Source organism: Paenibacillus sp. FSL H8-0280, from assembly GCF_045040665.1.
Lineage (GTDB): Bacteria > Bacillota > Bacilli > Paenibacillales > Paenibacillaceae > Paenibacillus > Paenibacillus xylanexedens_A.
The window spans coordinates 6882406-6906025 of sequence record NZ_CP150296.1 but is presented as its reverse complement, the minus strand read 5'-3'; the positions used below and the strand labels follow the sequence as shown (position 1 = coordinate 6906025).

Below are 23620 nucleotides of genomic sequence, written 5' to 3'. Positions count from 1 at the left end.
GAGATTTCAAAAGATTAATAGATAATTAGAAAGTCTTTTCATGGGGTGAAGAATGGCAACTAGAGAAAACGATAGTTTTTACAAAATAATCGTTTCCCTTTGACAATATTATTCCACTACGATCTCCTTCACCGTCTCCCCCTCAACCAGCACTGGCTGATAGTAGGTGTTCGTTGGCAGATCTTTTTTGCCTTGCAGATTCTTGATCACCCAGTCGGCAGCATCGCGGCCCATTTGCTCTTGGGGATGGGTTAGTGTTGTTAGCCTTATGTTGGCGTTCTTGGCGATGTACGAATTGTCCTGTCCAATGATGGATAACTCATCCGGGATCGAGATGCCGAGTTGCCTGCAGGCGTGCACGACCTCCAGTCCCACCTCATCGTTGTAACAGACGATCGCAGTGAGCGCATCCCTGTTTTCGTCCAGATACGTTGCTACATTGGAGGAAAGTTCTGGTTTCGACGCGGTATCAAAGGAAAGCACTTGCTCAGGATGGAACCGTAACTTCGCTTCACCCAGTGCCTTGATGTATCCCTTCATCCGGTACTTGCCTTGTAAATCATCCATTTTGGCAATAATGCCAATCTGGGTGTGGCCTTTGGCGATCAATTCCCGAGTGGCAAGATAGCTGGATTGCACGTCATCCAGACAGAAGAACGGAACCTCCAACTCTTCATAGAACGCATTAATCATCGTAAACGGCACATCCTGCTCTTTGAAGGACAGGTAGTACGCAATGTTGGGATTGTAGAGATTACTTTTGGTCGGTTCGACAATCAGGCCATCCACGCCGTAGGAGAGCATCATTTCGAGTGCTTTTTTCTCCTGTGCCACATCATTATTGGTGCTGGCCAGCAGTAACGAGTAGTTGTCCTCATTCAGACGACTCTCGATGCCGCGTATAATGGACGGAAAGATGTAATCCGAGATGTATGTCGTGATCACACCGATTGTTTTCTTCGACGTATGGCCGCCTGAGCGTGATCGGTACTGATTGCTAACGTAGGTTCCTGAACCTTTTTCGCTTCGTAAAAATCCTTCGTTCGATAACTCCAAAATAGCCTTCCGCACCGTCTGGCGGCTTACGTTGTAGCTGTCCTGTAATGCCGACTCCGTAGGGATCTGTTCACCTATGCTATATGTCCCCGAGAGGATATGGCTCTTTATATCATCAATGATGACCTGATATTTTGGCTTCAAATAGTCCACTTCTTTCATCGTTACTCATCTATATCAACGTTGTTGTTCAAATAGTTGTACGTACATATTTTAGCATGATTCAGTTTGAATGCATATAAAACAGCACAATTTTTGAAATAAACCGTACATATCAGGTCTTTTTAGAAAGAGGTGTACCTTACAGCATAGCCGATTTATAGCCATTTAAGTCTTTTTATTGATCATATAGAGCACGATATGTGCTCTTTGTAAGTATAACTATTATATATTATTGACAAATGTACGTACAAAAAATATACTAAGGCTGTCAGAAAAGGAAAGCGCATTCTTTGAAAACACAACAGGAAGCATCTATAGTACGTGTTCAAAAAATCTGCTTTTCAGTACCGAGAAGATGGAACGAAGATAGAAATGGAGTAGCGGAGCGTAGGGAAACTACGTGAGCAACGGACATTTCGGCTGAATTTCAACTTCGATGCTGATGTTGCCGCTAGGCATGATTCGTAATCAAAAGCGGACTTTTTGAACCACCTCTTATACAAAATTCATTATTAGCTATTGTCATAAGTAAAAGCTTCACCTTATATATGCATCCTTTGGGATGTGAAATCGCGACCGGAGAGGGGATACACGTGATTATGAGTCAATTGGACTTGAAAGAAGCCATTACCAAGGGCGCTACTTCGCTCGGAATAGAATTTGGATCAACGCGGATTAAGGCTGTGTTGATTGACGAGCGTTTTGAAACCATTGCTTCAGGCAGTTATGAATGGGAGAACCTCCTGAAAGATGGATATTGGACGTACAACCAGGAGGATATCATCACAGGTCTGCAAACGGCTTATCGTGAGATGAAGCAAGATGTAGAACAGAAATACGGAATTACGCTGCGAACGGTCGGTTCTATCGGATTCTCGGCCATGATGCACGGATATATCGCTTTGGATAGCGCGGGTGAACTGTTGGTCCCTTTCCGCACATGGCGTAACGCTACGACGGGAGCAGCCGCAAGAGAGCTAACGGAACTTCTGCAATTCAATATTCCGGAACGCTGGAGCATTGCCCACTTGTATCAAGCGATTTTGAACGAAGAGGTGCATGTGCCACAGATCGATCACCTGACAACTTTGGCTGGATACATCCACTGGTTGCTGACAGGCAATAAGGCGATTGGGATCGGCGATGCATCAGGCATTTTCCCAATTGACGAGTCTACACATAACTATCACCCATCCATGATCCAACAGTTCGACGAACAGATCGCAGGCAAAGGTTATCCGTGGAAAGTCGAGGACCTTCTGCCCAAGGTATATCTCGCTGGTGAAAATGCAGGTGCATTGACGGAAGCGGGAGCCAAGTTGCTCGACCCTTCGCATGATCTGCAAGCAGGCATTCCGCTCTGCCCGCCAGAGGGCGATGCCGGAACGGGTATGGTGGCAACGAATAGCGTGAAGAAACGTACGGGGAACATCTCCGTCGGCACATCCGTATTTGCGATGATCGTACTGGAGAAGGAATTATCCAAAGTGTATCCCGAGATTGATATGGTCACCACACCGGATGGTAGCCCAGTAGGAATGGTACATGCCAACAACTGTTCCAGTGATATCAATGCATGGGTGGGACTGTTCCGTGAATTCTCTCAAGCGATGGGATATGAAGTGGATAACGGCAAGTTGTTTAGCGTGTTGTTCAACAAGGCTTTGGAGGCAGACCCAGATGGTGGTGGCTTGCTCAGCTACGGTTACTATTCAGGTGAGAACATTACGGGACTTGAGAAAGGCCGTCCATTGTTCGTCCGCTCCCCGGAAAGCAACTTCAATCTGGCAAACTTCATGCGGACACATCTGTTCAGTGCCTTCGGTGCACTTAAGCTGGGTATGGACATTTTGACGGAGGAAGAGAATGTAGCCATTGATAGCATTTTGGCTCACGGTGGCCTATTCAAGACCCCTGTGGTCGGACAACGAATTGTAGCTGCTGCAATGAACGTACCGGTGTCGGTAATGTCTACCGCTGGTGAAGGCGGCGCATGGGGCATGGCACTTCTGGCTTCGTACATGATCAACAAGGATCAAGAGGAGAGCCTGGATGTGTTCCTGGAGCAGAAAGTCTTTAACGATGTTGAGGGAGTCGAAGTGGCGCCGGATGCATCGGATGTGAAAGGGTTTGAAGCATTTATCGAACGCTATCGGAGTGGACTCACAATTGAGCAATCAGCTGTAGATCATCTGGTAGAGGATGTTCAAAAAGACCGCTTTTGATTACGAAGGATGCCTAGTGGCATCATCAACATCGAATATGGAATTCAGCCGAAATAAGTAGGGGCTTACGAAGTATGTTTCCTTCGGAAACATTGCGGTTGCTCACGTAGCTCTATCTACGCTCCGCTACTCCATTTCTAGCTTCATCCCATCTTCTCGGTACTGAAAACCGACTTTTTGAACACGCACTATTAGAGAACGGGAGGGAATAACATGTTAGAACAACTGAAGGAAGAGGTATTCCAGGCGAATCTGGAACTGCCAAAGCACGGACTTGTAAAATTCACTTGGGGTAACGTCAGTGCAATCGATCGCGAAAGCGGTCTGTTCGTCATCAAACCAAGTGGCGTTAGCTACGATGTGATGAAAGCAAGCGACATGGTTGTAGTTGATCTGGACGGTAATGTGGTGGAGGGTGAGATGCGACCTTCCTCGGACACCGCAACACATGCCGTACTATATAAGCATTACTCGGAGATTGGCGGCATCGTGCACACGCACTCCACATGGGCGACCATCTGGGCACAAGCCGGACTGGACGTACCTGTGATGGGTACCACGCATGCAGACACGTTCTATGGGGCGGTGCCTTGTGCACGTTTCCTGAACCAGGACGAGGTTGATCGCGGATACGAAGAGGAGACAGGACGCGTCATTATTGAAACGTTTGAACAGCGCGGGATTGATGTTATGGCTGTTCCAGCAGTATTGCTCCATGGGCATGCGCCGTTTACGTGGGGGAAAGATGCCAAGTCTGCGGTGGTGAACAGTGTCGTGCTGGAGGAAGTGTGCAAAATGAACCTGTACGCGCGGCAATTGAATAACTTTGCCAAAGAACTGCCACAAGGCATTTTGGATAAACACTATCTGCGAAAACACGGAAAAGACGCGTATTACGGACAAAAGTGATTAGGTTATAACAGTGACTGGAAGCATGTTCTGGCTTCCAAGTGGTTTAGTGTGGGAATGACTTGTTCAACTATACTTTTTACACGATAACGGAGAGTGCAGAACCAATCTGAAGAAGCGAAGCTAAAAGCTTTCTGCAAGAAAGCTACTTCGGAAGGATATACTTCGCGTTTATCACAGTATTTTCCCTTTGCAAAAAGGGAATCAAAAAATCCGGGGATAACCAGCGATCGGAAGATGGTACTGCAATCGCAGTGTTCTAGTGTAAACCCATTGGTTCAACTATAAAATAATGAAATGAGGATGATTATATGTCAGCAGCAAAAGAATTCTGGTTTGTGGTCGGTTCACAGCATTTGTACGGAGAAGAAGCACTGGGCGAAGTAAAAGCTAACGCACAGAAAATTACGGATGCCCTTAATGCCAGCGGCGTACTGCCGTACCCGCTTGTATTGCAAGATCTGGCGGTATCCGCAGATAAAATCACGAGCATCATGAAGGAAGTCAACTATCGCGACGAAGTAGCAGGTGTCATCACATGGATGCATACCTTCTCCCCGGCGAAAATGTGGATTCGTGGTACAAAATTGCTGCAAAAACCTTTGCTGCACTTGGCAACTCAATTTAACGAAAGCATTCCTTGGGCAACCATTGATATGGACTTCATGAACCTGAACCAAGCCGCTCACGGTGACCGCGAATATGGTTTCATCAATGCCCGTCTGAGAAAACAAAATAAAATCGTTGTTGGCTACTGGGAGCGCCCAGAAGTGCAACAGCAGGTTGCAGACTGGATGGACGTAGCGGTAGCTTATAATGAAAGCTTTAACATCAAAGTAGCGCGCTTCGGTGATAACATGCGTAACGTGGGCGTAACCGAAGGTGATAAAGTGGAAGCACAGATCCAATTCGGATGGACCGTTGATTACTTCGGCATTGGCGACCTCGTTCAATACGTGAACGCTGTAACAGAGCAGGAAATCGATGATTTGATTGCTCAGTATGGAGACCTCTACGAATTCGATTATGGCACGAACAGCAAGGAAGCTTGGGAAGCTAGTGTACGTGTGCAAGCGAGTTATGAAATTGCGATCAAACGTTTCCTGGACGAAGGTGGTTACAGCGCCTTCACTACAAACTTCGAAGATCTGCATGGTATGAAACAACTCCCGGGTCTGGCTGTACAACGCCTGATGGCTCAAGGGTACGGATTTGCCGGTGAGGGTGACTGGAAAACAGCTGCGCTGGATCGTTTACTGAAAATCATGGCCCATAACGAAAACACGGGCTTCATGGAAGATTACACCTACGAGATGGCTGCTGGACAGGAAGCAATCCTGCAATCCCACATGCTTGAAGTAGATCCTACACTGGCTAGCACGAAACCAAGAATCATCGTGTCCCCACTGGGTATTGGCGATCGTGAAGATCCGGCGCGTCTTGTATTTGATGGCAAAGCAGGCGAAGGTGTCGTGGTATCCATGGCAGACTTCGGTACACATTACAAACTGTTGATCAATGAAGTATCCGCATTTGAACCAACCGTTCCAGCACCTAACCTGCCGGTAGCACGTGTTCTGTGGAGCGTGAAGCCAAACTTCCAGGACGGGGTAAAAGCATGGATCGAAAATGGTGGTGGTCACCATACAGTTGTATCCTTGAACCTGACGACAGATCAGATCGTGACGTATGCGAAGCTGGTGAATCTGGAGTACGTTATTATTAAGTAAAAGTTGAGCGGTAGCTACTGCGTGAACTTAACCAATTTTTCTCTGTGGCCGGGGGTTAACCCTCGGCCCTTTGTTTGTTATGCTGAGAAGCATGATGTGAAACTGAGCAAGAATTTAATTTTTCATCGAAAAGGGATTAGAAATGAAGGAGGTAAGAGAAGGATATGTACACAAAAGAAAGCTTGATGCAGCAACTGGAGCAGCTTGGTTTGGATCGCCAAGGTACGTTGCTTATGCACTCTTCAATGAAGAGTTTGGGCGAGGTTGAAGGTGGGGCAGACACGGTGTTGGATGCCTTTAGCGAGTATATGAAAGAGGGATTGTTGGTGCTTCCCACGCATACGTGGTCTACCATTAATGCAGATAACCCAGTGTTCCACGTGGAAACTTCTTCCTGTTGTGTGGGTATTCTTCCTGAACTATTTCGTAAACGTCCGGGCGTAGTTCGTTCGTGGCACCCTACACACTCGGTAGCGGCACTGGGAAGGGATGCAGAGGCATTTACGAAGGACGATCATCTCTTCGATACACCGTGTGCGAGAGGCTCAGCATGGGGGAAACTGTTAGATCGAAAAGCGACGATCTTGTTAGTAGGCGTTGACTTGAAGCGGAATACATTTATCCACGGGGTCGAAGAGTGGGTGGACATCCCTGGTAGAATGACGGACGAGTATGAGATGCTGTATACGGTTTTACCAGATGGAAGTCAGATTTCAGTACCATCCCGCAGACATTGTGGGTTACCATGGTCGGAGCATTTCTGGAAAGTAGATGAGGTACTGATTCGCGAAGGTGCGATGCGTAAAGGAAAGCTCGGTGATGCGGTCGTAAGAGTGTGTGATGCGGCTAAGACAGCAGAGGTAATTACGGAGATGCTCAAGCATAACCCCGATCTATTCACGGACAATCTCCCTCTACATGCAGTAACCGAATGATACAAGGGCCGTCCGGTAGCCGGATGGCTCGATATCGACCACTTGATGATAGCTGAATAACTCCCGAGCAGATGATCTTCCTCTCCTGTTTGTACTCTAAACCTTCAAAAGCATTCATAAATAATCAGAAATAGATCAGCATTTCGATCAGAGGTTGGTCGGACTTCCAGTGTATGGGCTACTCACCCTTATGGTGGTGTGATAAGATATGGTTAAATTAACCAATAAGTTTGGCGTAGCAGAATTGTATAGGTGTTTATTGAAGTTTTATATAAGTATCACATAGAATCATGAACAACCACGTTGTCATTGTAGCATCTAAGAAGGAGAAGATTCGTGAACCCATTAGTATGGTATGATCTCTTTTTATTTGTCCTATTGTTCGGTGTAGGTGTATATGTGTTTGCTACGGTTAGAATTACGAACTTACATAAGGTGTACTTTTTATTCCACGGGTTGATGATGCTCTGGCCTTTCTGCCAATTTGCGAGTACGCTCACGGATGATTCCGGTCTGCAGTTGTTCTATGTGACATTATCTTTCGTCGCGGTCGCTCTGCTTGGAAGCGGGTGGCTTCTACTGACGATCTTTATTACCGGTTATGCGGAGCGGTTGAGTGCCAAAGGAACCTTCCTGTTATTTGTCCCAGCGGTGATCGGGGCTATAGGTGTGGTCGCAAATCCATGGAACGAGTTCGTCATTCCACTGGAGGGCGGGTATATCGAGCGGGCTTACGGCCCTTGGTTCTGGGTTGTAATGGGTATTCTGGTGAGCTATTTCTTGGCGTCCCTCGTCGTTCTGTTCCGGGCGGTGTATTCATCGCAGACGTCTGCCATGATCAAAAAACAGGTGAGAATAACCCTGTGGGGCATCCTGGTCTTGGCTGTGTTTGCAACGATTGATGCGATTCTGAATGTCGTTCTAGCCCGGTGGTTGCCGATCATTCCTGGCATGACTTCGCTGGGAATCTTTCTGTCTGATCTGTTCTTTGTCTATGTGATCAAAAGATACAATGTGTTCGATCTGGTCTCCATCGCCCATGAGGACGTAATCAATACCATTCCATATGGCATCCTGGTACTGGATGAGAATGAAGTCATTGTTGAAGCGAACAAAGCCTCACGATCCTTTATGGATCTGCATGTGGGGGATTCTTTTGATATGGAAGCCTTTCTGGAGTCTGTTCATGTTGTGGGCAGCTGTCGGGAGTTCGTGAATCACTACAAGAAAAAAGAAAACACCCTCTCCCACATTGAAGTAATCGTGGAGCGGGACAACAATATCCGGCACTTTATCTTGCAGTCGTCTCCGATTGTGGATTCGGCGCTTGTGCCGATTGGTCATATTCTCACGTTCCAGGATGTCTCGCAGGAGCGTTTCTACGTGAAAGAGATGAATCGCCAGAACGTAACGCTTCAGGAGCGCAATCAGGCACTAGACTTGATCCGTCAGGAGTTATCCGAGGCCAATCGCAAACTGGAGGAACTGGCTCTGACGGACAGTTTAACCAACTGTTACAACCGTCGTTATCTGACCCAACACCTGAATCATGAGGTCATTACCAATATTCAATACAAAACACCATTTTCACTCCTGTTGCTCGATATCGACTACTTCAAAGCGATCAATGATCGCTATGGGCATGTCATTGGGGATGAGGTGCTTGTTCGTACGGCGGAGGCGGTCAAACAATCCATTCGCAGTACCGATATCCTGACGCGCTATGGCGGAGAAGAGTTCATGATCTACCTTCCGCATACGGAGCATGACTTGGCGAACCAAATCGCGGAGCGCGTAAGAACAGCTGTGGAGTCCAACCGCATTAGGGTGGATCACGAGATTATGCAGGTGTCGATTACGATCAGTATTGGTATTCTGTCCTTTGAGGACTTTGAAGTTGTGCATGTACCGGACAATCCGGAGGGGTATTTGACTCAACTGTTCGCTGCGGTGGATAAGGCACTGTATCAGGCGAAGCAGAATGGGCGGAACAGAGTGGAGTTTGCGGAGTTTGAGCGGGAAGTTATTTGAAAAGAGAAATAAGAGAAGAGTGGAGACGTGCTCCACTCTTTTTTGGTATTAAAGAATGATGTTGATACAGATATATTTAATCGGAATTTTTATGTGATTTTTCGATAGCATTTAAAACTTCTTTGCTAATTTTGGTCAATGATACGATTTTATCTGCACTTTTGCCGCTTATTAAAGTTATATGTTCATCCAAGGCTCTTTTGTACTCAGAGTCTTCTTTGAATTTAAAGATTTCTTCAGCAGTGACCTGCAATCCATTGATTATTTTCTCAAGAGTCTCCAAAGAAATGTTGCGATCTCCCCGTTCAACTCCACCAATATAGCTGTAATGAAGACCTGCTGCTTCAGCTAATTGTTCTTGTGTCCAGCCTTTTGCCTTTCTTAACTCACGTATTCGATTTCCTACGTCCTCTGGTAAACTCATTTGATCACCTCCACTTAAGGTTAGAAGAGGTTATAGAATCCTTACAGACTAATATGTGCAAACTGTATACTTAAATAAAAGTACTTATAAGTACAATTTATATTGCTTTCTTTTCATTTATCTATACAATTATAAGAAAATGAATAATTAAGGAGGGTTATCTTTGCGAAAATCTATCCTAAAATCACTCAAACCGGACATCATTGTTGAAATGTTGGAGATGGCTGTGGCTTTTGAAAATTGGAACAAGGTGATGGAGAGGGCGGACATGTTATATCAATGTGTTGAGTCTATCCATGAAGAGCGGCAGGAGTATCAATCAAAGGGAGTGCCTGCACCACATATACACATCGAGCGGCCCTTGGTCTACTATTACGGGTTCAGTCACCTAATGCGGGGCATGGCTCACCAGAAGATGGGGCAGGTAGATCAGGCGCGAGCATGTATCGTTCAATATGCAGAACTGGGATGGATGGAGGATTTGGATGAGGTAGGCATGCAAGTGGCGCAGGAGTTCAAACATAAGGCACAGGTGAATCGGTATGCTCTTGAGATTGAAGCCGGGCAGGTGCAACTGCTGGAGGAGTTTGTGAACTTTTTGCTTGAGCATCCTGAGGAATGGTTAGCGGGTCTGAAAGTGATTACGGAAGCAGCAGTGCGGCATAGATGGCAGATTGATCGGGTATTACATGTGTTCGAGGATCAGATACAGGGTGTTGGCAGAGAAATGAATTCTTCAAACAACGATGATATGTACCATTACTTTTATCAGCGGGCTTTGTATGAACAGTGGATGGGAAGACCACAGGGGGCCGTGGAGTTCATTTTGCAGGCAATCAGGTTAGCGCATAAGCTTGGAATGGATCGGTATTTCATAAGGTGCACGGCATTGTTGGAATCATTGCGGGAAGAGGCGACGGTGGAGCAGATTGGGCGGTATCGGGTGATGTTGGAGGGGATGTGATAGAAGAACGAATAAAGCTAGTATCTCATCTAACAACAATACTATATACAACAGTCTCCTTTTTGGGTATTATTGGAATGCTTATCAAAAATTCAATAATACCCAAAAAGGAGAGAAGACATGAAAGACAAAGTTAAAGGTTTAGTTATAGGTGTATTAATAGGTTCATTATTAACAGGAGCAACAGCTTTTGCAGGAACTAATACTAAGATTAGTGTAGTTATGGAGAACGTTAAGATGATGTTCAACGGAGTACATAAGAGCACGACCCAATCAATCGTTTATAATGGTAATTTGTACGTACCTGCTAAAACAGCAGCTCAAACTATGGGGGAATCCTTCACGTATGACGGAAAGAGCAAAACAGCTTCATTCGGTACTAAATCTGGAACATTTAAGTATTTAGATGAAGTTTCCTACGCTAGAATAGATGGTATTGTTAGTCGAGTTAGTTTTAAAAATTGGGAGAGTCCTGCTGGTTTAAAATTCACCATAGCTGGTCAAAAGTATTTACATGGAATTGGAGCAATTTTGGATCAATCATGGTCATCTGGAGATCACAAGGTTTCTGTAGATTATAATCTTAACGGTGGATATAAAAAGTTAACTACTGATATAGGAATTGATGATTATACACGAAATTCAGTTAATACCGGATCTATCGTAATTAAAGGTGATGGTGCAGAATTATTCAGAAAAGATGATATGAAGGGCGGAGATATACCAGAAAACATTACTGTCGATGTTACTGGAGTTTTAAAGCTTCAGATTATCTTTGAATCTGCTCGAGATAATACAGAACATATTGATGTCGTTCTAGGCGACGCTAAGCTTATTAAGTAACATTTGTCATAATAATACGAAGAGGCCTGCCTTTCGATCCGATAAGATCGTAGACAGGCCCTTGCTTTAATCCGGATCTATACTTAGTCACGATCAGGAAGAATGGGCTTTTTATTTTCTAAATTAAACCAGTTCTCAACATGATCACTTAAAGATGGTATATCACTGATAGCTTTTTCGCATATCTCGTTATATTTTTCGCCTAAAATCTCCTTTAGGTTATGATTTTTCTTATATTCATCTGTTAATCTTGCCTGATATGCTTCTAATGGTTCCAAACTGTAATTTTGGTTTCGAGTCTCAAGACCAAGATACAACTTCCATTGTAACTCTCCCTGAAAAACTTCTATACAATCTGTTAATTCATTATACAAATCTCCTGCATTATGAAATCTGAAGTGAAATCCAGGGACTCTATTATAGATATCCTCTTCGGCGTACATATTGTATCTTACCCATTCGTAAGTAGATAGTTTGGATAAACTGTATGCTACTAAATTAGACGGATCAACATCTTTTTTATCCATAGTGTAAATGTTCATTACGTAACTCTCTCCTCATTCATCGAGACTCTTAATTGAAACCTTTAGGCTACCATCATTTTGTGTTCCTATATTTTTTAAATAAACATCTTTAGGTATAGGGTTATCGCTATATCTGGGATCATAGACATATTTTCCATCAGAATATACGGTATGGTAATCAAACTTTTCCTTTACTCCATATTCGTAGACTTCTATACTTCCATACTTCTCTGAAGAACGTAGTGTGATTATCTCTCCTTTGCCATTGGCTGCATTGGCTAGGTCTTCCGCTATCTCTGAGCAGTCATAGTTAAGGTCATCTCGGTACTTTGCAGACTTATCCAACATTTCTTGGTGTACAGCAGGCGTTCCTGTATAAGAGGCTGAATTATCATTGGATGACTCACGCTCAAGTTCTTTATTTCTATTATCCCCCCCACCAGAATCCGTATGGGGCGAGTGATGCTGTTTGCCATCAATGGACTTGATCCCGACTTTTCTACCGAAGATTCCGAGGAGCATAGAAGTTGTGATATTTGCTGCGTACTCTGCTCCGCCTTCTTGCTTCATTTTATCGAACTCAGCTGCAATATGCTTTTCTGCCTGTTCTCGGGTATCTCCGTTATCCCACGCATAGTTCCAACTAAAGGCGATTCCACTCCCTATGTCGGTAACGGTACCAATGGTATTATCATACAAGAAGTTACCCGCAGTATCTAATGGATGTTCGATAAGGTCTTTACCTAGTTGCAGGGCAGAGTCCCCAATCGCTAATATGTTTTCTCCGGCCTGATTGAAAAAGGCATCCACATGTTCCTCAACGCTACGTTTAGGAGGGGGATCGTTAGGGCCGCAAACAAGATCATTGGTACGAGGTGTGCCCGGATTGGCCTGATACTGTAGTAACGCAGAGATGTTAACCATAGTAGAATCGGTATCGACAAAACGTTCCCGAATCTGTTCCAAACGAAGAGATATTGTATGCAGCAACTCCAGCGTGGTATTCAGGTTTTTCTCTGCATAACGGTATAAGTGGGCAAAGCGTTCGGCTGTCTCGCCTTCAAAACCGCCGAGTAGGGGAGTGAGTTGGCCGTTTAATCTAGTCAGTGTTTGTTGCAAGTGCCCGTGTCCTATCTTAAACACGCCAATCGTGTGTGTCATTTGATCCACAGGGATCTGTATCTTTGTCATCGTCTCAATCCTCAGTTCTTGATCTATACTATATTTTAATCCATGTTAGATGCTGTTTGTGAGGACCTATAGTTCTATTTGTTTGTACCCATTCTCCTTAAATTCTCAAACGGAGGTGTATTTTTTGTGCCAGGAATAATCTGACTGTTAGGAGGGGCATCTCGCCATTAGAAATGATAATGTTGATTCCGTTTTATTTGAGTATAAATGCTCAATTATGCTTTAAAAAACTTTATTCTATGGCATCATAAAGTTCCGACATTCGGTCAGCCAATTCCAATTGTGGCTGCATTCGCTGGTGATTCATATCGGTAGGTGTCATGTACAGCACTTCTTTTCCCTGCTCAAACATTGTGACATGGAACAATACCCCTGTAGCATCTTCTTGATCTGGATCAATTACAATTTCTAAATCGCGTACCTTTTCAATCCATTCCTGAATCAGCACTTGATCTGTAGTTGTTTTTTTAGTACCATCACCACCACTCATCATTTCAATAGAATCAACCTGTGTAATATCGCCAGGATAGAAGGTGTGTATTTCCTTCGGGACTTTATTTACTCCGACTTGATCGGGCTTCATAGAACTTTGGCAGCCGCTAAGAATCAGAATCATAACTGTAGCAATCATTAAGACGATAAATGAATATCTTCTCATGGAACTCCCCCTCTTTAGTCCCTAAACGAATTTTGTATTTGGAATGTTCCGCATAAACTCTATTTTGTTTAATCCTTAAAGTACATCGAGGTTACTGGTGGAGGTGTGTCCATATGAAATTTATGAAGGTGTTGTTAATATGTCCACTGTTATTTATATTGAGTGCATGTACCATTTTTAATTCAAATGATCAACGGGTTCAAGGGTATGTAAAAGAGATTGATCAATCGAACAAAAGAATTCTTGTAATAAGTGATTTGGTACCAGAGGATCTTCAGGAAGATACTAATAAATTAATACAATCAAACAAATATAGTGAAGTATATTGGGTTAATGGTATAAACCTGTATAAATTTAATGTTGGGGACGAGATAGAAATAACTTATGATACTTTAGAGACATCGTATCCCGGGATCCTCACTGCTAAGAAATATACTAAGTTAGCAAATGAGTAAAACAAGATAACTTAAATCGATTTAATATATGTAGAGTGTTGTCTACGCTGATTTAGCGCAACACTCTTCTTTCTTTTTTCTTAGAAACTTGTATGTGGTTTAGTTCACTCCAGAGTATGAAATAGTTCGCACTTCAAACTTCACTTTTGGATATTGCGGGAAGAGGCGACAGGGGAGCAGATTGGACGGTATCGGGTGATGTTGGAGGAAATGAAGTAGGAAAGGTATTTACTGAAACTGGTAGGATATGCCTTGAGGTGGGTATATGCATATAGGACCATAGCACCGATGAGGAGCACAGCTTGTGTTTTTACCATGGTGAAATCAGGATGTTAGCTGGATAGTTTACATATCACACTTCTGCTAACATAGGATAATCCTATTTCAAATGAGCGGAGAAACGTATGAGTACAATCAAAGTTACCCCTGAACAACTACATCACGTATCGAATCAGGTGAATCAAGCCAGACAACAGTTGGAGAGTATACGAAGTGAACTGACGAGACAGATCATGTTCGTTCAGATGATGTGGATGGGCGCGACGCAGGAGCGATTTTACTATGAGTTCGAGCAGTCACGACCTATACTGGATAAAGCGCTGGAGAGTATGGTGAATACATCCAAGGAATTGAAGGATATCGCCACGCGTTTCCAAGATGCAGATACTCAGAAGGGAATTCTGGGTGGTGCGTTTGGAGCAGTCGGTGCCGCAGCTATGATGACCAAATCAACAGGTGATTCAGGTTCGGGTGATAAGGGCTATCGGATGGCGCAAGTCAATATGTTTGGTAAGTGGGTATGGATGCCTGTCAACGAGAATGGTGTTGCTGATCAGGCTGCTCTTCAGGCTTATCAGAGGGATCAGGGAAATCTGGACTTTAATCGCATGCAAGCTGTGAACGTTGAACCGCCTGGAGAAGATATTTTTGCGTTACAGATCAAGGCGTTTGAGATGGGGATTCATCCTACGACAGGAGAGCCTGTATCAGATAAATATGCTCAGATGATGGTGACCTCTCTGAAGTTTAGTCAGATATTCATGGCGATTCAGATGGTTCGAGGGAGCATGCCGGGTGGTAAAGGGCCTCATCGATTGCCAGCTTCTAATCCTGCTGTGGCGAAGATTAAGCAGCATATTGAGACTGCTAAGGCGAAGGCAGAGAAGATCCAGACAGACTCAAATGAGAGAACAAAGGCAAGTCAGAAGTTCACTGGATCGGGAATGAGAGATTATGACAAAGCAGCAGAGGCAGAGTATGAATCAATAAGACAATTGAAAATGAAAGATGTCGATGTTGTAGCTTCCAATACAGGAATGAGCGTTAATGAAATAAGAAGCATGAAAAAGCACTTGTTCTTTGGCAAACATCAAGTTCCTCAACCTGGTGGTAAAGAGTATAAAATGGAACGCTTTATTGCTGATGATGAAATAGCATATGCATGGAAAACGGCACAAAAGGGTGAGCTATCTATTGAGCAAAAAACATGGTTCAAGCAATTGGCTGAACATGAACTTGCTGAACGAAAGTTTATGTCGCAAGGCCAAAAGTATCGTACGTTAGAATCATGGAATCACGAAAAAGGGAGATATGATGGATTTCCACCAGGAGCCCACGAGAACGCACCGAAACAACCTAATAATGCATTTCCTGGTTACGAAGAATATTTCTTTAATAAAATGTTTAAATAAATGGAGGATTGTATGGGGCATTTATTAAATAAAGCTGTAGAACGTTTATCGTTCATTCCATTTGAAGATTTAGGGAAAAATTCACTAGAGTCATACCATGTTCTAATTAAAGAGTACCTTAGACGGGTCAATCATTTCTTAAATGAGATGGATACGTCAGTAGATCGATACCCCGTATTTAGTTTCGCTAAAACTATTGGTGAAACTGTAGATGAAAAAGTATATCAAGCCTGTCCGAGTCTTGGTATTATTCAAAATCCGTATATGAAGGCAATTTGCTACTGTTATTTAGAAATTACAGAACTAGCAGATCAAGGCACAAATCAAGCAATTAAATATATTAACTTGTATGAACCCATTATAAAATTCATAGAAAGAGGCGGGTGCTTCACGATAAAACAAGGTGAAATGATAGTAGGTAATGCTGCGTATCCATTAACTTATTGGAGAGCTCTGGATATTGAGGAACAGGATATCAGTGATATTGCTTTAGAGAGAGTTGATAATAAAGGGATATAAATGAAGTTAAGTTTGCATGGACCGTCCTGATTGTATTAAATCGGAGACGGTCCTTTTCTTTGGACATGAGTGGACACCAGTTCTATGTAACAAAAAACATGAAGAATCCGCTCTTATCCGAGAGTCGGATTTTTTCTCGTTTCACCACCAACATAACTCTTGTCAAAACGTAATCATTACGATATGATAATACTCATTGTTTAGATCATAATGATTACGATTAAGAGAGAGGGGCATTACCTTGAATAAAAAGACGCCACTGCTAGCGCTGGTCTCCTTGGCCTTGAGCGCTGGACTGTTGAGCGCCTGCGGATCATCTGAGTCCAGTCCCGCTGCGCAACCATCCACCGATAATAAAAATGTTCATTTCCTATATAACTTCTCCACCAGTTCGCTAGATCCACATGTGGATTCCAGCTATGTGCCGCTGCGCGCGGGCATTACGGAAACGCTGGTTCGTCTCGATGAAGAGAACTTGACGGTTGCTCCATGGCTCGCCGAGAGCTGGGAGAGCGAAGACGGGCAGCATTGGACGATCGACCTGCGAGATGATGTGACCTTCCAGAACGGCAAGCCGATGACTGGCGAATCGGTTAAAGCGTCCCTTGAGCGGGCGCTGGAAGAGAATGTAGCGATTCAGAACGCACTGAAGATTGATACGATTGAAGCCGAGGTCGACAAGCTGGAGATCACTACAACTCAGCCGTTCCCGGAGTTCGCTTCGGAACTGGTGAACCCCAACACGGCGATTATCGACGTGAGTGAGCCGGACATTGTGAACAAGCCCATTGGTACGGGCCCGTTCAAACTGACTTCGTTTACCCCAGGCAGCAAGCTGGAACTGGATCGCTATGATGAATATTGGGACGGAGCATCGCCACTGGATTCGATCACGTTCTCATTCAATGAAGATGCCAATGCCCGCACACTAGCGCTTAAATCTGGGCAGGTTGATATCGTATACCGTCCGGAAGTTGAAAGCCTCGAATCGCTCAAAGCGATGGACGGCATGAAGGTTGAGTCCACATCGACATTCCGCGTGCATCAGCTAACGATGAACATGCAGCGGGAGAGTATGAAGGACCTGAATGTCCGTCGTGCGCTGGACGCGCTGATTGACCGTCAGGGTATCGTCGACACGATCCTGCTCGGCTACGGCGAAGCTGCTATCGGACCGTTCCTGCCATCGCTGCCATTCGCGCCAACCTATACGGATACAGCAACGGAATCCGGAGCTGATGTCGCTGTAAAATATCTCAACGAAGCAGGGTACACGCAGCAAAACGGCGTGATGACCAAGGATGGCAAACCATTGCAGCTGACGTTGCTGACATATTCAGCTCGTGCCGATCTACCACTGATCGCTCAAGTGTTCCAGTCTGATGCGAAGAAGATCGGTATCGACGTGCAGATTCGTCAGATTGACACGCCAGAAGATTATATGGCGTCTAATCGCGACTGGGATATTGCAACGTACAGTAATTTGACGGCCCCTCGTGGAGATGCTGGTTATTACCTGAATGCAACATACCATCCGAAGGGTGCTCTTAACTTCAGCGGATCGGAAGATCCAGAGCTGACCAAGATCATCGACGAACTGAATCTCACAGTTGCACCGGAGAAGCGCGCAGAGCTTGCCGAGAAGGCAGCCAACTATGTGCATGATAACGTATTGAATTCATTCGTGCTGCATCCAGGTACGATCGTTGCCTACAATGGCAAGAAGATCAAGAACTGGGTTACCATTCGCAGTGAATATTACATGATTACCAATAAGCTGGATGTGATGTAATGTTTCGCATTTTGCTTCGGAAGTTCCTTGAGGTATTTATCTTTCTGTTGTTCATTATGTTTGTGAGTTTCCTGTTCATTCGTCTGGCTCCGGGTGATCCCGTGCTGACGATATTGAACGTGGACGAACTGTCCGTTAGTCAGGAGCAGGTCGAAGCTGTACGCGAGGAAATGGGCTTCAATGATTCGCTTCCTGTCCAGTTCGGCAACTGGTTGCTCGATTTTGTTCGTCTCGACTTCGGTGTATCGTATTCAACAGGCCAGCCAGTTATGCAGACCCTGATGCGTGCGCTGCCGGCTACGGCTGAACTGACGATTGGCGCACTGCTGGTCATGCTTGTTATAGCTATCCCGCTCGGCTCGCTATCAGCACTCCATCGTGGCAGTTGGATTGACCGAGGCAGCCGGATGCTCTCCATTGTGGGTGCGGCGGTGCCAAGCTTCTGGCTGGGTCTAATCCTGATCGATATGTTCGGCGTACGCTTTGGCAATCTGCCGACCATGGGCCGGGATGGATTCACCTCACTTATTCTGCCATCTCTGACGCTGGGACTTGCCATCTCCAGCGTTTATGTGCGTCTTTTGCGCTCCAGCCTGCTAGATTCTCTTAGCCAGGAGTTTGTTCGGTCCGCCCGGGCAAGAGGGTTATCCGAAGGCCGGATCTTCATGCTTCACGCGTTTCGGCACAGTCTGCCGCCTGTCATTACGGTATTCGGCGTTAGTCTCGGCAGCCTGATTGGCGGAGTTGTCGTGATTGAGGTGTTGTTCGCTTACCCGGGCATCGGCAAGCTTGTCGTTGACGCCATCCGTCAGCGTGATTATCCACTGATCCAGGGTTACATTCTGATCATGGCTATTGTGGTATTCCTCGTGAATACGGCGGTTGATCTATCTTATCGTTATTTTAATCCCGAAATGAAACTGAAGGAAAAGGAGGCCCACCGATGAAAACCATACCCCTGCCCATTCCAACTACAAAATCTAAAAAACATAGCTGGCAGGCGATCATTGGTCTGCTGTTTGCACTGCTGGTCATCGCGGCCTCCTTGTATGCCTTTTTAGTTCTGAAGCATGATCATACCTTAACCGATCTGCGCGGACGATTGCAGGGTGCAAGTGCTCTCCATCCGTTCGGCACCGACCATCTGGGCCGCGATGTACTGACACGTCTGTTGCTTGGTGGCGGCCAAACGCTTGGTTATAGCTTGCTGGCACTCGGTGCTGCACTGCTGATCGGTATTCCTTTTGGACTGATAGCAGGATACAAACGTGGCTGGGTCGATAAGCTGTTCATGCGCATCGCTGATGCTTTTCTCGCTTTCCCTGATACCATCGTGGCGATTGTGCTAAGTGGCTTGCTTGGCGCGGGAATCGGTAATCTGGTATTGGCGATTGTGATCGTAAAGTGGGTCAGCTATGCCCGTCTAGTTCGAAGTACGGTTTTATCGGAGTCACAAAAGGATTACATTCGAATTGCCCGTACCAACGGACTTTCGGACAGTCGTATCATGAGAAAACATCTGCTTCCGCATATCGCAGGCCATGTGCTCGTGTTAGCCAGTCTCGATCTGGGCAAAATCATTCTGCTCATCTCTTCGTTGTCCTACATCGGCCTTGGCGCACAGCCGCCAACACCTGAATGGGGTGCGATGCTGAATGACTCACGGCCTTACTTCCAGTCTCGGCCAGAGCTGATGATCTACCCTGGTCTTGCCATTGTCTCGGTAGTGCTGTTTGCCAACATGTTGGGCGACTATCTGCGAGACCGGTTTGACGTGAAGAAGGAGGTGCAGCCATGATTCTCTCCATTGAGGAACTGAGCATCTCCAGTCGGGATCGTACGATTGTAGATCAAGTCTCTCTGGCTGTTCGCGAAGGTGAATTCATGGCATTGGTCGGACAGAGCGGTAGTGGCAAAAGCTTGCTCTCGCAAGCAATTGGTCGCCTGCTGCCGCCCAACCTGCATGCGTCGGGGCGAGTTATGTTCGAAGGCAGCAACCTGCTCGAACGGAAGCCAAAGGAGATGCGCGCCCTGCGGGGAAGCCGCATCTCATATATTTTTCAAGACTATCAGGGAGCATTTACGCCCTTTCGTAGCATTGGTGGGCACTTTGATGAATACCAGAAGGTACATGGGGAAAAGTCTTCTGCCATCCGCAAGAAACGAGCGGAGGAAGCGCTGGAATCGGTTGGCCTTGGCGCTGAATTGCTGCGCCGCTATCCGTTCCAGTTGAGCGGTGGACAGCTTCAGCGGGCCTCGATTGCCACATCGCTGATGCTGTCTCCTCGTCTACTGATTGCAGACGAGGCAACGACCGCGCTAGATAGTGTGTCTGGGCATCGCGTACTGGAACTGCTGGCACGTAAACAAGCGGAGACAGGCTGTGCGATTCTGTTTATCACACACGATTGGCGTCATGTACGTCGCTATGCCAGCCGTTTGGCTGTCATGAAGGAAGGGCAGATCGTTGAATCTGGCGGAAAGCATCGCATTCTCGATCATCCTCAGCATGAATATACGCGCCAGCTGATTGAAGCGGCTCCCGTCCTGAGCCGCTCGCTGAAGTCGGGATTGAAGGAGGCGGGAACGGAATGAAGACAAAGGAAAATGATGAACGCCGTGGACTCATGCAGTCCGAAGAAGGATCTTTTGTGCGAAGCCACGACTTTGCTAAAAATGTAAACCATGCAGACACAGACAATACAGTCATAACTACTACAGATACAAATCTTGCGGATACAGATACGGATATAAATACCGCCGTTTCAGACAATGCTTCATCTTCCAGTATCCTCAGCAATCATGTGCTTCACGTGGAACATCTTAGCCGAACGTATGCAGGTGCAGACCGACCGGCGGTGAACGATATTTCCTTCACCCTAAACCGCGGCGAGTGTCTTGGCCTGGTTGGTGAGAGCGGGTGCGGCAAGAGTACGCTCGCCCGCTGTCTGCTGCGGATTGAAGATGCAGATACAGGCTCGATTACATTGGGCGGACAGGATATCGCGCTGCTGAGCGGCCGACGGTTACGACCTCATCGCCGGAAGATTCAGATTGTTTTCCAGAACCCGATGGCTGCACTAAACCCAAAACTCAAGATTGCCGATTCGCTCATCGATCCGTATGAACAACTTGGACGGAACGCCGAGCTGTCCCACTTTACCTACACTTCGAAGGACGCTTACGTCCAAAAGCTGCTTGAAGCGGTCGAGCTTCCAAGCGATTTGGCTGGACGATACCCGCACGAGCTAAGTGGTGGACAGCGTCAGCGGGTCACGATTGCACGTGCTATTGGCATTGAACCGGACGTTGTCGTTCTGGATGAACCGACGGCCAGCCTGGACGTAATCTCGCAAGGAGCCATTTTGCAGTTGCTCACCGATCTGCGGACATCGCTTGGTCTTTCATACGTGTTCATCTCGCATGACTTGGCCGCGGTACATCGCATGAGCCAGCGCATCATCGTTATGCGGGAAGGTCAGATCGTTGACCGCTTTGGTGCAGATGCGTTGTTCGCTGAAGAACGCCATCCCTATACAAAGGAATTGATTTCAATCTTCTGAGTACTCCCGGAGACGCCGGGGGTGGTAATCGTTAATTTATATATGAAGCCGCCTTACGAAGAGATTCGAGAGCGGCTTTTAGTGCATCCATTTGATCACCCAAGTCCCCCTAAAACCGGGTTCCTTTCTTTGTTTTGAACAAATATATCTTTCAGGCCTATAACCGGGCTAACGTTCCGATGTAAACTAGCGTATACTGATGGAATAGCAAATATCTTGAAATTGCATATTTAAATTGCTCTATATTATTGATACACTAGTTCAAGGTTATAATCATTCAGAGAAGGTGCGATCCCGTTCAAGAATGGGCTTGCTGCAAATGCCAAATCGATAACGCTTACATCCTTTTGGCAAATATAGGATATAAGGACGGTAGACATGAGCCAGGGACAAACGAGTACAGATGTTATCTTGATTGGTGCCGGAATTATGAGTGCAACTTTGGGAACTTTGCTAAAAGAATTGGCACCAGACTGGAATATTAAGGTTTTCGAAAAGCTAGCCACTGCAGGAGAGGAAAGCTCCAACGAATGGAATAATGCCGGAACCGGGCATGCTGCATTGTGCGAACTTAACTATACCGTTGAACGACCAGACGGAACCGTAGATATTAGCAAAGCGATTAAAGTGAATGAACAATTTCAGATCTCAAAGCAATTTTGGTCCTATCTCGTCAATAGTCGTCTGATTCGTAATCCGCGGGACTTCATTATGCCGATTCCTCATTTGAGTTATGTACATGGAGAGAGCAATGTCCAGTTTTTGAAAAGACGTTATGACTCCTTGTCGAATCACCCGCTGTTCGCAGGCATGGAATTCTCGGATGACAAGAAAGAGCTGGCGAAATGGATGCCGCTGATGATGAAAGATCGTACCAGTAATGAACCTGTTGCAGCGACCAAAATTGACTCCGGTACGGACGTTAACTTTGGTGCTTTAACGCGTATGCTGATCAAACATTTGAAGGAACAACACGTGGGCGTCCACTACCAACATAGCGTGAAGAATATGAAACGCACCAGCGATGGACAATGGGAATTATCCGTGAAAAACCTGAAGAGTGGTGCAGTCGAACGCCATAAGGCGAAATTCGTCTTTATTGGCGCGGGCGGCGGAAGTCTGCATTTGCTCCAGAAGACGGGCATTCCGGAAGGTAAACATATCGGCGGATTCCCGGTCAGTGGGATCTTTATGGTGTGCAAAAATCCAAAAGTCGTGGAACAGCATCACGCCAAAGTATATGGCAAGGCTTCAGTAGGAGCTCCGCCGATGTCGGTTCCGCATCTGGATACCCGATTTATCGACAATAAGAAGTCGCTGCTATTCGGGCCGTTTGCCGGGTTCTCACCGAAGTTCCTGAAGACGGGTTCCAATGCCGACTTAATTACGTCGGTTAAGATGCATAATCTGCTTACGATGCTCGCAGCAGGTGTCAAAGAAATCTCTTTGACCAAATATCTGATCCAACAACTGATGTTATCTAAAGAACAACGCATGGCTGAATTGCGTGACTTTGTTCCGGGTGCGAAGAGCGAGGATTGGGATATGGTTCTGGCGGGGCAGCGTGTGCAGGTGATCAAGGATACCGTTCAAGGTGGCAAGGGAACGTTGCAATTTGGTACGGAAGTGGTCACGTCTGCAGATGGAACGATTGCGGCTCTGCTAGGTGCATCACCGGGTGCATCCACCGCGGTTCAGGTCATGCTTGAGATTCTCCAGCGGTGCTTCCCGCAGCATATGGAGGCATGGGAGCCAAAGATCAAGGAAATGATTCCTTCTTATGGCATATCCCTTGTGGAGAATCTGGATCTCCTCAAAGAGGTTCATTCTTCAACAGCCAAGGCGCTGGGATTATCGGATGAAAAACATGTCCTGCACGTATAACGTTTAGCTTACGTATTAGATCATAATGAAGTCATAGAAAAGAGAGCTAAGCCGGGTCGAAACC

21 protein-coding genes are annotated in these 23620 nt (G+C 45.8%); 16 read left to right on the top strand and 5 right to left on the bottom strand.

What is annotated here, in order from left to right; all coding sequences use genetic code 11:
* Positions 1-108: 108 nt before the first annotated feature.
* On the bottom strand, positions 109-1200 hold the full coding sequence (locus MHI12_RS30030) for a GntR family transcriptional regulator (RefSeq protein ID WP_405173073.1): 1092 nt from the start codon (positions 1198-1200) through the stop codon (positions 109-111).
* Positions 1201-1817: 617 nt separating this feature from the next.
* On the opposite strand from MHI12_RS30030, the gene MHI12_RS30025 reads away from it, so the two are divergent.
* The 5 genes from MHI12_RS30025 (at position 1818) to MHI12_RS30005 (ending at position 9048) form a co-directional block, all read left to right on the top strand.
* Positions 1818-3443, top strand: a complete 1626-nt coding sequence (locus MHI12_RS30025) for a xylulokinase (RefSeq protein WP_405171150.1) — start codon at positions 1818-1820, stop codon at positions 3441-3443.
* Between the two features lie 213 nt (positions 3444-3656).
* Positions 3657-4352, top strand: a complete 696-nt coding sequence (locus tag MHI12_RS30020; RefSeq protein WP_289390746.1) for an L-ribulose-5-phosphate 4-epimerase — start codon at positions 3657-3659, stop codon at positions 4350-4352.
* A 311-nt stretch (positions 4353-4663) separates the two neighbouring features.
* On the top strand, positions 4664-6082 hold the full coding sequence (gene araA, locus MHI12_RS30015) for an L-arabinose isomerase (RefSeq protein ID WP_175397017.1): 1419 nt from the start codon (positions 4664-4666) through the stop codon (positions 6080-6082).
* A gap of 164 nt (positions 6083-6246) precedes the next feature.
* The gene (locus MHI12_RS30010; protein ID WP_405171149.1) at positions 6247-7017 is read left to right on the top strand and encodes an AAC(3) family N-acetyltransferase; all 771 of its coding nucleotides are present in this window, start codon (positions 6247-6249) and stop codon (positions 7015-7017) included.
* Between the two features lie 336 nt (positions 7018-7353).
* Complete coding sequence (locus MHI12_RS30005; protein ID WP_405171148.1) at positions 7354-9048, top strand: diguanylate cyclase; 1695 nt, start codon at positions 7354-7356, stop codon at positions 9046-9048.
* Between the two features lie 76 nt (positions 9049-9124).
* Here MHI12_RS30005 and MHI12_RS30000 read toward each other — a convergent pair whose 3' ends face one another.
* Positions 9125-9472 carry a helix-turn-helix domain-containing protein gene (locus MHI12_RS30000; protein WP_405171147.1) on the bottom strand — a complete coding sequence of 116 codons (348 nt, stop codon included), beginning with the start codon at positions 9470-9472 and terminating at the stop codon, positions 9125-9127.
* A gap of 163 nt (positions 9473-9635) precedes the next feature.
* On the opposite strand from MHI12_RS30000, the gene MHI12_RS29995 reads away from it, so the two are divergent.
* Positions 9636-10436 (top strand): DNA-binding protein, encoded by an 801-nt coding sequence (locus MHI12_RS29995; RefSeq protein WP_405171146.1) that lies wholly within the window; start codon positions 9636-9638, stop codon positions 10434-10436.
* A 120-nt stretch (positions 10437-10556) separates the two neighbouring features.
* Entirely contained in the window at positions 10557-11279 is a 723-nt protein-coding gene (locus tag MHI12_RS29990; protein ID WP_310338756.1) for an NPCBM/NEW2 domain-containing protein, read from the top strand.
* Between the two features lie 83 nt (positions 11280-11362).
* Here the strand turns inward: MHI12_RS29990 and MHI12_RS29985 are convergent, their stop codons facing one another.
* The 3 genes from MHI12_RS29985 to MHI12_RS29975 form a co-directional block, all read right to left on the bottom strand.
* Complete coding sequence (locus MHI12_RS29985) at positions 11363-11821, bottom strand: hypothetical protein (RefSeq protein ID WP_405171145.1); 459 nt, start codon at positions 11819-11821, stop codon at positions 11363-11365.
* Positions 11822-11836: 15 nt separating this feature from the next.
* Positions 11837-12994 (bottom strand): WXG100 family type VII secretion target, encoded by a 1158-nt coding sequence (locus MHI12_RS29980; RefSeq protein WP_405171144.1) that lies wholly within the window; start codon positions 12992-12994, stop codon positions 11837-11839.
* 232 nt (positions 12995-13226) lie between these two features.
* The gene (locus MHI12_RS29975) at positions 13227-13652 is read right to left on the bottom strand and encodes a hypothetical protein (protein WP_405171143.1); all 426 of its coding nucleotides are present in this window, start codon (positions 13650-13652) and stop codon (positions 13227-13229) included.
* Positions 13653-13765: 113 nt separating this feature from the next.
* On the opposite strand from MHI12_RS29975, the gene MHI12_RS29970 reads away from it, so the two are divergent.
* The 9 genes from MHI12_RS29970 (at position 13766) to MHI12_RS29930 (ending at position 23556) form a co-directional block, all read left to right on the top strand.
* Complete coding sequence (locus MHI12_RS29970; protein ID WP_405171142.1) at positions 13766-14107, top strand: DUF3221 domain-containing protein; 342 nt, start codon at positions 13766-13768, stop codon at positions 14105-14107.
* A gap of 404 nt (positions 14108-14511) precedes the next feature.
* Positions 14512-15798, top strand: coding sequence for a WXG100 family type VII secretion target (locus MHI12_RS29965; protein ID WP_405171141.1), 1287 nt, complete (start codon positions 14512-14514; stop codon positions 15796-15798).
* A gap of 12 nt (positions 15799-15810) precedes the next feature.
* A complete protein-coding gene (locus tag MHI12_RS29960) occupies positions 15811-16317 on the top strand; it encodes a hypothetical protein (protein ID WP_405171140.1) in 507 nt (168 codons plus the stop codon).
* Between the two features lie 241 nt (positions 16318-16558).
* Complete coding sequence (gene nikA / locus MHI12_RS29955; protein WP_405171139.1) at positions 16559-18109, top strand: nickel ABC transporter substrate-binding protein; 1551 nt, start codon at positions 16559-16561, stop codon at positions 18107-18109.
* Positions 18109-19056 carry a nickel ABC transporter permease gene (nikB, locus tag MHI12_RS29950; RefSeq protein WP_405171138.1) on the top strand — a complete coding sequence of 316 codons (948 nt, stop codon included), beginning with the start codon at positions 18109-18111 and terminating at the stop codon, positions 19054-19056. The genes nikA and nikB overlap by 1 nt, the downstream gene beginning before the upstream one ends.
* Positions 19053-19907, top strand: coding sequence for a nickel transporter permease (gene nikC / locus MHI12_RS29945; protein WP_405171137.1), 855 nt, complete (start codon positions 19053-19055; stop codon positions 19905-19907). The genes nikB and nikC overlap by 4 nt, the downstream gene beginning before the upstream one ends.
* Positions 19904-20704, top strand: a complete 801-nt coding sequence (locus tag MHI12_RS29940; protein WP_405171136.1) for an ABC transporter ATP-binding protein — start codon at positions 19904-19906, stop codon at positions 20702-20704. The genes nikC and MHI12_RS29940 overlap by 4 nt, the downstream gene beginning before the upstream one ends.
* Positions 20701-21672: an ABC transporter ATP-binding protein gene (locus MHI12_RS29935; RefSeq protein ID WP_405171135.1), complete on the top strand. Its 972-nt coding sequence runs from the start codon at positions 20701-20703 to the stop codon at positions 21670-21672. The genes MHI12_RS29940 and MHI12_RS29935 overlap by 4 nt, the downstream gene beginning before the upstream one ends.
* A 378-nt stretch (positions 21673-22050) precedes the next feature.
* On the top strand, positions 22051-23556 hold the full coding sequence (locus MHI12_RS29930; RefSeq protein WP_405171134.1) for a malate:quinone oxidoreductase: 1506 nt from the start codon (positions 22051-22053) through the stop codon (positions 23554-23556).
* Positions 23557-23620 lie beyond the last annotated feature (64 nt).